Source organism: Micromonospora sp. NPDC005173 (assembly GCF_040608515.1).
In the GTDB taxonomy this organism is placed as follows: Bacteria; Actinomycetota; Actinomycetes; order Mycobacteriales; family Micromonosporaceae; genus Micromonospora.
Genome location: NZ_JBEXIK010000018.1, coordinates 1 through 12811, shown reverse-complemented (window position 1 = coordinate 12811; position 12811 = coordinate 1). Strand labels below are relative to the sequence as shown.

Genomic DNA, 12811 nt, shown 5'->3' with positions numbered 1-12811 from the left:
AGCTGAGCGCCCGTTAAGAAGTGCCCGTCCCTACCGGCGGGCGACGCCGTCGCGGCGCGCCGCCTCAGCGACGGCCTCGGCGACGGCCGGGGCGACCCGGGGGTCCAGCGGCGACGGAACGATCGCCTCGGCGGTCAGCGACTCGGCCACCACGCCGGCGATGGCGTCCGCGGCAGCGACCTTCATGCCCTCGGTGATCCGGGTGGCCCGGGCGTCCAGCGCGCCGCGGAACACCCCGGGGAAGGCCAGCACATTGTTGATCTGGTTGGGGTAGTCGCTGCGCCCGGTGGCGACCACCGCGACGTGCCGGGCCGCCACCTCGGGGTGCACCTCCGGGGTCGGGTTGGCCAGCGCGAACACGATCCCGCCGGGCGCCATGCCGGCGACCGCCGCCTCCGGGATCTGCCCACCGGAGACGCCGATCAGCACGTCCGCGCCGCGCAGCGCCTCGGTGATGTCGCCCTGGCGACCGTCGGCGTTGGTGCTGGCGGCCAACTCGGCCTTGGTGCCGGTCAGCTCGGTGCGGTGCCGGCCGATGATCCCCTTGGAGTCGCAGACCACCACCTGGTCGGGGTTGACGCCCCCGGCGACCAGCATCTTCGTCACGGCCACGCCGGCCGCGCCAGCGCCGCTCACGGCGACCCGCAGGTCACCGAGCTTGCGATTGAGCAGGGTGGCCGCGTTGCGCAGCGCGGCGAGCACCACGATGGCGGTGCCGTGCTGGTCGTCGTGGAAGACCGGGATGTCCAGCGCCTCGTCCAGCCGACGCTCAACCTCGAAGCAGCGCGGCGCGCTGATGTCCTCCAGGTTGATCCCACCGAACGAGGGGGCCAGCGCCCGCACCACCGCGACAATCTCGTCGACGTCCTGCGTTTCCAGACAGATCGGCACCGCGTCCACCCCGGCGAACTGCTTGAACAGCACCGCCTTGCCCTCCATCACCGGCAGCGCGGCGCGCGGGCCGATGTTGCCGAGCCCGAGCACCGCCGAGCCGTCGGTGACCACCGCGACGGCGTGCGACGCCCACGTGTAGTCGTCGGCCAGGTCGGGGTCGGCGGCGATCGCCTCACACACCAGGGCAACCCCGGGGGTGTACGCGAGGGAGAGGTCTTCCCGGCTGGTGAGCGGCACCGTCGAGGTGACGGCCATCTTGCCGCCCAGGTGCAGCTGGAAGACCGGATCAGCAGGGTCCATGGTGGACGAGGACATGGCGGTGACTCCAGAATCTGTCGAGGCAGACGGGGCGGCCGGCCCGGCCGCGAGGTTGGCGGCGAGCGGTGGCACGCGGTGCGGGGGGTCACCCGGGCACATTCGAGCATAGTGTCGACACCGCCGCTCGGATGTGAGCAGGGTCATAACGGTCGACGAGGGACCCGTCCGGGGCGCGGCCAGTACCGGGCCACGACCCTTCCCCGCACATCGGCCACCCCGTACGCCCGGGAGTCGTCGGTGATCAGGTCGTTGTCCCCACGCAGCCACCAACCGCCGTCCTGCGGCCGAACCGCCCGCTTCACCACCAGCAGCTCCGGACGGGTCCGGAAGACCGCGACCACCACATCACCGGGACGGATCGGACGACCGCCCAGGCGGACCAGCACCGCGTCGCCGTGCCGCAGCGCCGGCGCCATGGACGGACCGGTCACCAGGACAGCGGTCAGCGGACCCCGCAGCCGGGGTGGCACCGCCGGGTGATCGGCCCGCACTGGTTTCACCTCCACCCGGTCCGGGGAGCACTCCCAGGAGTAATGTCGCCTTTGATCATCGCAAACTTCCCATGGAGGATCCCGATGCGACTTCCGCGCATCCTTGCGCCCCGCGTCACCGCGAGCGCTCACTGCGACCTGCCGTGCGGCGTCTACGACCCGGCCCAGGCCCGGATCGAGGCCGAGTCGGTCAAAATGATCTGCGAGAAGTACCAGTCGAACACCGACCCGGAGTTCCGCACCCGGGCGGTCATCATCAAGGAACAGCGCGCCGAGCTGGTCAAGCACCACCTCTGGGTGCTCTGGACCGACTACTTCAAGCCGGCCCACTTCGAGAAGTACCCGAACCTGCACACGCTGTTCAACGAGGCCACCAAGCTCGCGGGCGCCGGCGGCGTCAAGGGCAGCCTGGACCCGGCCACCGCCGACAAGCTGCTCGCGAAGATCGATGAGATCTCGAAGATCTTCTGGGAGACCAAGAAGGCGTGACCAACCCGGTCATCCCGACGATCCGGCCGGCACGTCCCGAGGATGTGCCGGCCGTCGTCGCCATGGTGCACGAGCTGGCGGAGTACGAACGCGCTCCCGACCAGTGCCACCTCACCACCGAGCAGTTGACCTCGGCCCTGTTCGGGACTGCGCCGGCCCTCTTCGGCCACGTCGCGGTCGACGAGCACGACCAGCCGATCGGCTTCGCGCTGTGGTTCCTCAACTTCTCCACCTGGGCCGGCGTGCACGGCATCTACCTGGAGGACCTCTACGTCCGGCCGACCGCGCGGGGCACCGGGGCGGGCCGGCTGCTGCTCGCCACCCTGGCGGACATCTGCGTACGACGCGGCTACCGGCGGCTGGAGTGGTGGATGATCGACTGGAACCCGGCCGCCGGGTTCTACGCCTCGATCGGCGCCGAGCAGATGAGCGAGTGGGTCCCCTATCGGCTCAGCGGCGACGCACTGCGCGACCTGGCTGGCCAGGCGGCGGCTGCCGGCACGCGTACGGACGACCGACCGGGTAGAGTCCCCGACCGGGGGGATGAGGCGTGACTCAACTGACCGGCCAGCCAGCGACCGACGACGACGTGGTGCACCTGACGGTGCCCGCCGACGGCGGCTACCTCGGCGTGCTCCGTACCGCCACCGCCGGTCTCGCGGCCCGGTTGCAGTTCGCGCTGGACGAGATCGAGGATCTGCGGATCGCGGTCGACGAGGCGTGCGCCATGCTGCTCGCCATCGCCACCCGCGACGCCGAGTTGGAGTGCCGGTTCTCCGTCACCGAGGACGCGCTGACCGTCGAGGTCACCGTGCCGACCGTGCACGGCGCCACGCTGCCTGCCGAGTCGTCCTTCGCCTGGAAGGTGCTCACCGCGCTGACCACGTCGGCGTCCGCCACGGCCGCCGACGGCCGGGCGACGATCTCGTTGCTCACCCGCCGCTCCGGCGGATACTGACCGGCCGCCGCGCCGTCACCTGCCGGTCGCGGTCACCTGCCGCGCGCCGTCACTCGAAGCCGAGGGCCCGGGTCGTCGGAGGGCTGACCAGCAGCCAGCCGACGCCCAGACCGAGCGCCATCAGCGGCACGCCCAGCCAGCCCAGCCCAGCCTGAATCATGAACCACCCGATCGGCAGCAGCATCAGCTGAAGCACGATTGCGGGGGCACGCGCGCCGGCCCGGCGGCGCAGCAGCGCACGGCCCAGCGCCCAGAGCACGACCGCCGCCCCGACGGCGAGCGCCGTCACCAGCAACGCCGACGGAAGATCCGTGGTGGTAGCGGTGAAATCGGCCCAGACCAGCCAGGCGGCGATCAACCCGACGGCGACCGCCTCCGCCCACAGCAGCCGGACCGCCCAGCGGAGCGTGACGGGAATCGGGTCCGAGTCGATGGTCACGCGCGACACGATACCTGGGCTACTGGGAGGTACAGTGCCGCCCATGCGCGCCGTCCTGGTGGTCAATCCGAAGGCCACCACCACCAGCGAACGCAGCCGGGACGTGCTTGTCCGGGCGCTGCGCAGCGAAGTCGACCTCAGCGTGCGCTACACCCGCCGGCGCGGGCACGCCATGGCGCTGGCCCGGGAGGCCGCCGCCGAGGGGGTTGACCTCGTCGTCACCCTGGGTGGCGACGGCACCGTGAACGAGGTGGTGAACGGCCTGATGACGGCCGAGCCGCCAACCGGCGCCGACGGCGCCACACTGGCCGAGCGGCTGCCCGCGCTGGCCACCGTTCCGGGCGGCTCGACAAACGTGTTCGCCCGCGCGCTCGGCCTGCCCCGGGAGTGGCCGGAGGCCACCAGCATGATCCTCGAAGGGCTGCGCCTGGGCCGACAGCGGACGGTGGGGCTGGGCCGCGCGGACGACCGCTACTTCACCTTCTGCGCCGGGTTCGGGCTGGACGCCGCGGTGATTCACCGGGTGGAGCAGGCTCGGCGTCGGGGTCGGGTCTCCACCCCGGCCCTCTACCTGCGCTCGATCATGAACCAGTACTTCCTCGCCTCCGACCGACGGCACCCGGCGATCACCCTGGACCGACCGGGCGAGCCGGCGGAGAGCGAGTTGGCCACCGTCATCATCCAGAACACCGCGCCGTGGACGTACCTGGGCGATCGGGAGATCAACCCGAACCCGGAGGCCTCGTTCGACCTCGGGCTGGATGTGCTGGCGCTCCGTCAGCTCCGGGTGGCCAGTACGACACGGACAGTGACGCAGTTTTTCTCCCGGCGGCCGGATCCCAAGGGGCGGCAGGTGTTACGACTCCATGACACAGCGGAGTTCACCCTGTTCTCCAGCCGCCCGCAGGCGTTCCAGCTCGACGGCGACTACCTTGGCGAGCGGGAGAAAGTCAGATTCACATCCGTTCCCGCCGCACTGAGAGTAATCTGCTAGGTCTCGGGTACTGCCCTAGGTCGACGCGGCGCCACATCGCGCACGTCGCGAGTCGCCGCCACACCGAGGGGCAGGTGCCGGAAATGTCAGCAATGTCACGCGCACTGTACTATATTGATCCTCGACTGTGGCACGGCGGGTAACCAGGAAGGCACTGGAACCCGGACAAATGGGTTGTGGGCTTGCTCACCGCCCGGAGTTTTTCCGAGCGTCACCCTTGACATCGCGAGCGTTCGTGAAAGTATTCACAAGCGAACTTGAGTTACCGGGACATTGCCTGGATATGCTCGTCAGGTTGAGCTGTTCCAGCAGGTCCACGGGGCTAACTGCCTGCTCACGCACTGCCGAATGGCCGGACGCGAACTGTCACCATCGGCACTGCGGATGCATATAGGAAAAGCACGACCAAGCAATTAATTGCCACCCATCCAGAATGAGGAGTGTTGCCGCCATGGACTGGCGTCACCATGCTGTCTGCCGCGACGAGGACCCGGAGCTGTTCTTCCCGATCGGGACGTCCGGACCGGCTCTCCTGCAGGTCGAGCAGGCCAAGGCCGTCTGCAGGCGCTGCTCCGTGACCGACCAGTGCCTGCAGTGGGCGCTTGAGTCGGGTCAGGACGCCGGCGTCTGGGGCGGGATGAGCGAAGAGGAGCGGCGCGCTGTCAAGCGGCGCGGCGGCCTCCGGGTGCTGCGCGCTCACTCCGCCTGATCCCACGACACAGCTGCAACGCCCCGGCGGGTCCGCCCGCCGGGGCGTTCTGCTGTCCAACCCCGGTCACACCGCTGTCGCCAGCACGCGGCGACCGGACCGGTCGTCGACCCGGCGCAGCACCAGCTCGGCCAACTCAGGGGCGTCGGACAACGGGGCCGCCACCGCCACCGCGCCGGCCGCCCGTGCCTCCTCGGTCACCGCATCGTGAAACAGGCCCGGCGCCAGGAAGTACCCGGACACCGCCACCCGGCGAGCGCCGGCCGCCCGCAGCAGGGACACCGCGACACCCGTCGCCGGCGGAGCCGCCGAGGCGTACGACACCCGGCAGGGCACCCCGAACTCCGCACCGAGCGCCTCCGCCACCCGGCCCACCGAGCCGCGTGCCCGCGCGTCCCGGGTGCCCGCCGCAGCCAGCACCAGCGCATCGATGCGGCCCGGACGCGACTCACCGAGCCGGCGGCGCAGCCCGGCCAGCAACGCCGGGTCCACCCTCCCGTCCGCCGGCCCGAGCACGTCGGTCACCCGTACCGCCAGCGGAGGCCCGGTCTGCGCCGCGGCTGCGACGGCCGCCGGGATGTCCACCCGATGGTGGTACGCGGCGGTCAGCAGCAGCGGCACCAGCACCGCGCGGCGGTGGCCGGCCACCGCCAGCGCGCGCAGCACCTCGGTCGGCCCCGGCTCGGTATGGTCCAGCCAGCTCGCCCACACCGGGGTGCCGGGCCGGGCCGCCGACACGGCCCGGGCCAGCGCCCGCGTCGCGTCGGCAGCTCGTGGATCGCGGCTGCCGTGGGCGACCAGCACGATCGGAACCGCCCCGCCGGCCACACCGGGCCAGGTCGGGGTCGGAGTCGGGGAGGTCAGACGTGCAGTCCGCACTCGGTCTTCTCGAACATGGCCCACCGGCCGGCGCGCGCGTCCTCGCCGGCCTTGGTACGGCGGGTGCACGGCCAGCAGCCGATCGAGCCGTAACCCTGCTTGAACAGCTCGTTGACCGGCACGTTCCACCGGGCGATGTACGCGTCCACGTCGCCCTGCGACCAGGCCGCGATCGGGTTGACCTTGACCTTGCCGCGCCGCGGGTCGAAGGTCACCACCGGCGTGTTGGCCCGGGTCGGCGACTCGTCCCGCCGCAGACCGGCGGCCCAGGCGTCGTACCCGGTCAGCGCCCGCTCCAGCGGCTCCACCTTGCGCAGTTGGCAGCAGTCGTCCGGCGACTTGTTGAACAGCCGTGGGCCGTACTGGCCGTCCTGCTGCCCGACGGTGAGACGGGGCCGGATCGACCGGACGTTCACCGGAAGCGTCCGGGCCACCTCGTCGCGCACCCGCAGCGTCTCCGGGAAGTGCAGGCCGGTGTCGAGGAAGACCACGTCCACCCCCGGAGCCACCCGGGACACCAGGTGGGCCAGCACTGCGTCGGCCATCGAGCTGGTGACGCAGAACCGGTCGCCAAACGTCTGCGCCGCCCAACGGGCGATCTCCAGCGCCGGGGCTCCCTCCAGCTCCCGACCCGCCTGCTCGGCCAGCGCCCGCAGCTCGTCGGGGCTGCGCCGGGCCGGGTCGGCCGGCGTCGGACCGCCCGGGCCGACCAGGCCCAGGCCAGTCGCGGAGACGAGGCTCATCGGGTCACCTCCCGCGAGAGCAGCCCGGTGAACTTCACCGAGAAGACCCGGGTGCAGGCGTGGCACTCCCAGGCGCCGTGCCCCGCCTCGTGCGGCCGCAGGTCCTCCTCGCCGCAGTACGGGCAGTACAGAGGTGCCGCTCGGTTCTCGCTGCTCATCGCAGTTCCTCCTCGTCGACTCTGATCACCCAGTTGGCGAACGTCTCGCCCTTGCTCCGGCCGGCCAGGTAGCGGCGGGCCAGCCGTTCCACGTACTCCGGAAGCTCATCGGCGGTGGTCTTCAGGCCGCGCAGCTTGCGCCCGAAGCCGGCGGTCTGCCCCTGCGCCATGCCCAGCCCGCCACCCAGGTGCACCTGGAAGCCCTCCACCTGCCGGCCGTCCGGGCCGACCACCAGCTGACCCTTGAGCCCGATGTCGGCCACCTGGGTGCGGGCGCAGGCGTTCGGGCAGCCGTTGATGTGGATCGAGATGTCCGCGTCGAAGTCGCGCAGCCGCTGCTCCAGCCGGGCCACCAGCTCCTCGCCGCGGGCCTTCGTCTCGACGATGGCCAGCTTGCAGTACTCGATGCCGGTGCACGCCATGGTGCCGCGCCGCCAGGCCGACGGCCGGGCCTCCAGACCGATCCCCCGCAGCGCGTCGACCAGCGACTCGGTCCGCTCCGACGGCACGTCGAGGACCAGCAGCTTCTGGTACGGGGTGAGCCGCACCCGGTCGCTGCCGTGCGCCTCGACCACGTCGGCCAGCTGGGCGAGCTGCCCACCGGAGACCCGGCCGACCACCGGGGCGGCCCCCACGTAGTGCCGCCCGTCGGCCTGCTCGTGCACGCCCACGTGGTCGACCGGCTTCGCCGGCAGGTCCGGTGCCGGGCCGTCGAGCAGCGTCCGGCCGAGGTAGTCCTTCTCCAGGACCTCGCGGAAACGCTCCACGCCCCAGTCGGCCACCAGGAACTTCAGCCGGGCCCGGCTGCGCAGCCGGCGGTAGCCGTAGTCGCGGAAGATCCCGACCACGCCGGCCCACACGTCCGGCACCTCGGCCATCGGCACCCAGACGCCGAGACGCCGGGCCAGCATCGGGTTGGTGGAGAGACCGCCACCCACCCAGACGTCGAAGCCGGGGCCGTGCTCGGGGTGGTCGACGCCGAGGAAGGAGATGTCGTTCGACTGGTACGGCGTGTCCACCAGCCAGGAGATCGACGTCTTGAACTTGCGGGGCAGGTTGGAGTACTGCTTGTCGCCGACGTACCGGGCCACGATCTCATCGATCGCCGGGGTCGGGTCGAGCACCTCGTCCCGAGCGACCCCGGCGACCGGGCTGCCCAGCACGATCCGGGGGCAGTCGCCGCACGCCTCGGTGGTCTGCAGGCCGACCGACTCCAGACGGCGCCAGATCTCCGGCATGTCCTCGACCCGGATCCAGTGGTACTGGATGTTCTGCCGGTCGGTGATGTCGGCGGTGTCCCGGGCGAACTCCCGGGAGATGTCCGCGATCACCCGCAGCTGAGCCAGGCTGAGCTGACCGCCGTCGATGCGGACCCGGAGCATGAAGAACTCGTCCTCCAGCTCGTGCGGCTCCAGCACGGCGGTACGCCCGCCGTCGATGCCCGCCTTGCGCTGGGTGTAGAGGCCCCACCAACGGAACCGGCCGCGCAGGTCCTGCGGGTCGATGGAGGCGAAGCCGCGATGCGCGTAGATGTTCTCGATCCGGGCCCGGACGTTGAGCGGATCGTCGTCCTTCTTGATCCGCTCGTTGGGGTTGAGCGGCTCGCGGTGGCCGAGCGCCCACTGACCCTCACCCCGCGGCCGGCGCGGCGCCCGGGTCGGGCCGGTCGTCGGGTCCTCGGAACGGGCCGGGATGCTGCTGACCGCCATCGCGGCGTCCTCCGTTGTCTGCGGTGTCTCGGGCAGGCGCGGGGCGCGGCGGCCGGCCCGTCAAGAGCGGGCGGGACAACGGTGTCTGAGACAGCCGGCGCGGAGCGCGCCCGAGACAGATGGGTCGGGCGTCGTCAGTAGGCCGGACAGATCGCGCTGCGCACGCGGCCGTAATCGACGTGGCGACGTGCCACGAAGCGGCGAAGGACAGCGGCGGTCATGGGCTCATGCTGCCACACGCCAGGGGGTCGGGCCAATGTCCGCGTGCCCGATCCCACATGACGGGTGAGCGCTAGCCGACCAGCTGGTCACCGAGGACAGTTCGGGCATAACAGACGGTACGTCCCCGCCGGACGCCGGCAATCAGGCCGTTGTCCCGCAGCGTGGTGAGGTGGTGCGACGCGGTCGCCGGCGCGAGGCCCAGCATCGCGGCCAGCTCGCCGGTGCTCAGCGGCGTGTCGAGCAGGGACAGCGCCGCCGCCCGCGTACTGCCGAGCAGAGCACCCAGCGCGGGGCTGGGCACCGGCGACGCCCACAGCCCGCCCAGCCCTCCGGGCGGATAGCAGAGGGCCGGCCCCGCCTCACCCTCGATGATCGTGTGCACGGACGGTCCGGCGAAGGCGGTGGGCAGCAGCGTCCACGGACGCCCGTCGAGACCGGTCGGCCGGGTCGTGCCGACGGCGACTCGCAGCGACGCGCCATCCCAGCGGATCGACGGGTGCAGCTCACGCAGCAGGGTCCGGCCGCCCTGCTCGGCGGCGAGTAGCGTCCGCCGCCGGATGTCGGCCAGGGCGAGCGCCCGCAGCCGGGGCCAGTCCGGAGCGATCAGCAGGGTGAAGTAGCGGCGTAGTTGCGCGACCAGTTCATCCGGAGCCAGCGCGGGCACGCCGGCCCGCTCCAGTTGCCGCCGTACCCGCGCCGGATCGGTGCCGGCGACCGCCCGCAACTCGGCCGCCAGGTTCGGTGCCACCCCGATCGGGGTGAGGAAGTCCGGCACGTACCCGGTGGGCGATCCGAGGACCGCCAACAGCGGCTCCAGGCCCGCTCCCGGCAGCAGCCGCTCGGCACGCTGCAACCACGGGCGGTGCAGCCAGTACTTCGCCGGTTTGCGCAGCGCCCAGGAGCTGGCGACCAGCTCAGCCAGCGGCGAGTGCGCGAAGCGGACCCGGCTCAGGTCGTCGGGCGTGAACTCGACGTCGATCACGCTCGGATTCGACCACGCTCGAACGGTTCGGCGACAGCGCCGGACGGCTTGAGGATCCTCATATGGAGCACAGGCAACTGGGCCGGTCGGGCCTGCGCGTGAGCGCGGTCGCGTACGGCAACTGGGTCACCCACGGCAACCAGCTCGACGAGGACGCGGCGGCGGCCTGCGTGGCCGCCGCCCTCGACGCGGGCATCACCACCTTCGACACCGCCGACCGGTACGCCCAGGGTCGGGCCGAGGAGGCGCTGGGCAAGGCGCTGAGCGGAGTCCGGCGCAGCTCGATCGAGCTGTGCACGAAGGTGTACCTCCCGGTCGGGCCGGGAGCGAACGATTCCGGGCTGTCCCGCAAGCACATCATGGAGAGCTGCCACGCCTCGCTCGGCCGGCTGGGCACCGACTACATCGACCTCTACCAGGCGCACCGGTACGACGACACCGTGCCGTTGGAGGAGACGATGACCGCCTTCGCCGACCTGGTACGCCAGGGCAAGGTGCTCTACGTCGGCGCCTCCGAGTGGACCGCCCCGCAGCTGCGCGCCGGCCTGCGGCTCGCCGCCGAACTGCACGTCCCGTTCATCGCCAACCAGCCGCAGTACTCGATGCTGTGGCGGGTGGTGGAGGCCGAGGTGGTGCCCGCCAGCGCCGAACTCGGTCTCGGACAGCTCGCCTGGGCGCCACTCGCCATGGGTGTGCTGACCGGCAAGTACCAGCCCGGCCACCGTCCCCCGGCCGGATCCCGGGCCACCGACGGCTTCGGCGGCTCGTTCATCGCCCGTTACTCCTCCGATCTGCTGCTCGCCCGGGTGCGCCAGCTCCGGCCGATCGCCGAGGCGGCCGGCTGCACGATGGCCCAGCTGGCGGTCGCCTGGGTGCTGCACCGACCGACCGTCGCCAGCGCGATTGTCGGCGCGTCCCGACCCGAGCAGCTCGCCGAGACGGCGGCGGCCACCGCGGTCCGGCTGGACGACGACCTGATGGCGCGGATCGACGCTGTGCTCGACGAGCTCATCGAGCGTGATCCGGCGAAGACCGCCCGCCCGAACGACGTGCTGCCCGCCTGGCGCTGACCACCGGCTCTCACCCGTGACCGGGGGTGGCCGTGGCAGGCTCACAGCGTGGGCATATTGTCCGGAAAGTCGACCAGGGCGGCGCGGAGCGGCCTGCACCGCGTCCCGGTCTGGCTCCCCCCGGCGCTGCTGACCCTGGCGGTGACCGGGACCGGGCTGAGCTCCGCCCAGCTCTGGCGCGACGAGCTGGCCACCTGGAGCGCGGCCACCCGGTCGCCCGGTGACCTGGCCCGGTTGGCCGGCACCATCGACGCCGCCACCGGCCCGTACTACCTGCTGATGCACGGCTGGCTCGCGATCGTCGGCGACTCCACGGTCGCCCTGCGCGCGCCGGCGGCGCTGGCCATGGCCGTCGCCGCCGGGCTGCTCGCCGTGCTCGGCGCGCGATTGGTCGACGGCCGGACGGGCCTCTTCGCCGGGCTGCTCTTCGCGGTGCTCCCCAGCACCTCCCGCTACGGCCAGGAGGCCCGCCCGTACGCCCTGGCCACCATGCTCGCGGTGCTCGCCACCCTGCTGCTGGTGGCGGCGCTGCGGCGCCCTGGCTGGCCCCGGTGGGCCGGGTACGCCGCCGCCGTGGCCGCACTCGGGCTCACCCACCTGGTCGCGCTCACCCTGCTCGCCGCGCACGCGCTCGTCGTACTGATCGCCTGGTGGCGGGGTGCCGCCACGGCCGGCGTGGCCGGGACGGCAGCGGCCGGTGCCGGCGACGCGCGCGACGGGGATCGGCCGGATCGGCGAGCGTGGCGGTGGGTGGTCGCGCTGCTGCCGGCCGCGCTGCTGGTCGGCCCGCTGCTCGTCGAGGCCGGCACCCAGCGTTCCCGGCAGTTGGACTGGGTCGACCCGGCCCGGTTGGACGACCTGACCGCGTTGCCCGGTGGAGTGGCCCAGGGCAGCGTGGTGGGAGGCCTGCTGGTCGGCCTCGCCACGCTCGGCGCGGCCCGGCTAGGGCGGCGCGCCCTGCTCCCGGTGAGCGCGGTGCTGCTGCCGGTACTGCTGCTCTTCGCCGCCGGCACGGTCGTACCGCTGTGGGTACCCCGGTACCTGGTCTTCGTGGTGCCCTTCGCCTGCCTACTGGCCGGCGCGGCGCTGGCCGGGGTGGCCGCGCCGGCCGCGCTGGCCGTGGTGGTCCTGGCCGGGCTGCTCGGCCTGCCCGATCAGGCGGCGCTGCGGCGGACCCACGAGTGGCCGCGCAGTGCCCCGGTGGACTACGTGGGTGCCGCGCGGGTGATCGCCGAGGGGCAGCGGCCCGGGGACGCGGTGGTTTACTCGCCCCGGCAGAGCTGGCTCTTCCTCGACCTGGGCATCGGGTACCACCTCGACGACCGGCCGCGGGACGTACTGGTCACCGAGGACGAGGCCCGCCGGGGTGACCTGTGGGCCGCCGAGTGCCTCCAGCCGGCGCAGTGCCTGGCCGGCACGCCACGGGTGTGGCTGGTCGTCGCCGGGCGGCAGGCCGAGCCGCTGGCCGCCGTGCCCGGCGCCAAGGGTGACGCGTTGCGCGCGGACTTCACCGTCGCCCGGGTCTGGCCCCGCCCCGGCCTGACCGTCGCCCTGCTCACCAGCCGCCCCGACCGCTGACCTGACCGCCCCGGCCGGCGGGCCGGCTGTGTGCTCGTCGGGTCACGCCCACCTTGGTGAGCGTGATACCGCAGAGGCATAAATATGGGTCTTGTGTTGGATGTGTGGGTCGTTGGTGATCATCTTGCGGGGAGTTGGGGTCGGTGGCCGCCGAGGCTGAGCATGGCCAGGGCGATGA

The 12811-nt window shown here is 72.3% G+C and carries 15 protein-coding genes; 7 read left to right on the top strand and 8 right to left on the bottom strand.

Annotation, left to right across the window (positions count from 1 at the left end):
* Positions 1-30: 30 nt before the first annotated feature.
* Together ABZV00_RS20590 and ABZV00_RS20585 are read right to left on the bottom strand one after the other, a co-directional pair.
* Positions 31-1209 (bottom strand): NADP-dependent malic enzyme, encoded by a 1179-nt coding sequence (locus ABZV00_RS20590; protein WP_355608525.1) that lies wholly within the window; start codon positions 1207-1209, stop codon positions 31-33.
* Positions 1210-1352: 143 nt separating this feature from the next.
* Positions 1353-1703: a S24/S26 family peptidase gene (locus tag ABZV00_RS20585; RefSeq protein ID WP_355608522.1), complete on the bottom strand. Its 351-nt coding sequence runs from the start codon at positions 1701-1703 to the stop codon at positions 1353-1355.
* A gap of 84 nt (positions 1704-1787) precedes the next feature.
* Between ABZV00_RS20585 and sodN the strand changes: the two genes are divergently transcribed.
* The 3 genes from sodN to ABZV00_RS20570 are packed head-to-tail and all read left to right on the top strand — an operon-like array spanning position 1788 to position 3150.
* Positions 1788-2192, top strand: coding sequence for a superoxide dismutase, Ni (gene sodN / locus ABZV00_RS20580; protein WP_328420004.1), 405 nt, complete (start codon positions 1788-1790; stop codon positions 2190-2192).
* Entirely contained in the window at positions 2189-2746 is a 558-nt protein-coding gene (locus tag ABZV00_RS20575; RefSeq protein WP_355608519.1) for a GNAT family N-acetyltransferase, read from the top strand. Before sodN ends, ABZV00_RS20575 begins: the two co-directional genes overlap by 4 nt.
* Positions 2743-3150, top strand: coding sequence for an ATP-binding protein (locus ABZV00_RS20570; protein WP_328420008.1), 408 nt, complete (start codon positions 2743-2745; stop codon positions 3148-3150). Before ABZV00_RS20575 ends, ABZV00_RS20570 begins: the two co-directional genes overlap by 4 nt.
* A gap of 49 nt (positions 3151-3199) precedes the next feature.
* On the opposite strand, the gene ABZV00_RS20565 is transcribed toward ABZV00_RS20570, so the two are convergent.
* Positions 3200-3589, bottom strand: coding sequence for a hypothetical protein (locus ABZV00_RS20565; protein ID WP_355608516.1), 390 nt, complete (start codon positions 3587-3589; stop codon positions 3200-3202).
* A 43-nt stretch (positions 3590-3632) separates the two neighbouring features.
* Between ABZV00_RS20565 and ABZV00_RS20560 the strand changes: the two genes are divergently transcribed.
* Positions 3633-4583, top strand: a complete 951-nt coding sequence (locus ABZV00_RS20560) for a diacylglycerol kinase family protein (RefSeq protein ID WP_328420012.1) — start codon at positions 3633-3635, stop codon at positions 4581-4583.
* Positions 4584-5034: 451 nt separating this feature from the next.
* Positions 5035-5292 carry a WhiB family transcriptional regulator gene (locus ABZV00_RS20555; protein WP_007072794.1) on the top strand — a complete coding sequence of 86 codons (258 nt, stop codon included), beginning with the start codon at positions 5035-5037 and terminating at the stop codon, positions 5290-5292.
* A 66-nt stretch (positions 5293-5358) separates the two neighbouring features.
* On the opposite strand, the gene ABZV00_RS20550 is transcribed toward ABZV00_RS20555, so the two are convergent.
* From ABZV00_RS20550 to ABZV00_RS20530, 5 genes are all read right to left on the bottom strand, one after another.
* Positions 5359-6099 (bottom strand): CbiX/SirB N-terminal domain-containing protein, encoded by a 741-nt coding sequence (locus tag ABZV00_RS20550; RefSeq protein ID WP_355608719.1) that lies wholly within the window; start codon positions 6097-6099, stop codon positions 5359-5361.
* A 53-nt stretch (positions 6100-6152) separates the two neighbouring features.
* On the bottom strand, positions 6153-6914 hold the full coding sequence (locus ABZV00_RS20545) for a phosphoadenylyl-sulfate reductase (RefSeq protein ID WP_355608513.1): 762 nt from the start codon (positions 6912-6914) through the stop codon (positions 6153-6155).
* Positions 6911-7072: a hypothetical protein gene (locus tag ABZV00_RS20540; RefSeq protein ID WP_328420022.1), complete on the bottom strand. Its 162-nt coding sequence runs from the start codon at positions 7070-7072 to the stop codon at positions 6911-6913. The genes ABZV00_RS20545 and ABZV00_RS20540 overlap by 4 nt, the downstream gene beginning before the upstream one ends.
* Positions 7069-8781: a nitrite/sulfite reductase gene (locus ABZV00_RS20535; protein ID WP_355608509.1), complete on the bottom strand. Its 1713-nt coding sequence runs from the start codon at positions 8779-8781 to the stop codon at positions 7069-7071. Before ABZV00_RS20535 ends, ABZV00_RS20540 begins: the two co-directional genes overlap by 4 nt.
* 292 nt (positions 8782-9073) lie before the next feature.
* Positions 9074-9985: an ArsR family transcriptional regulator gene (locus ABZV00_RS20530; RefSeq protein ID WP_355608508.1), complete on the bottom strand. Its 912-nt coding sequence runs from the start codon at positions 9983-9985 to the stop codon at positions 9074-9076.
* A 62-nt stretch (positions 9986-10047) separates the two neighbouring features.
* Here ABZV00_RS20530 and ABZV00_RS20525 point away from each other — a divergent pair, with 62 nt between their 5' ends.
* Positions 10048-11055: an aldo/keto reductase family protein gene (locus ABZV00_RS20525; RefSeq protein ID WP_355608505.1), complete on the top strand. Its 1008-nt coding sequence runs from the start codon at positions 10048-10050 to the stop codon at positions 11053-11055.
* 48 nt (positions 11056-11103) lie between these two features.
* A complete protein-coding gene (locus ABZV00_RS20520) occupies positions 11104-12633 on the top strand; it encodes a glycosyltransferase family 39 protein (RefSeq protein WP_355608503.1) in 1530 nt (509 codons plus the stop codon).
* Positions 12634-12811: the final 178 nt, after the last annotated feature.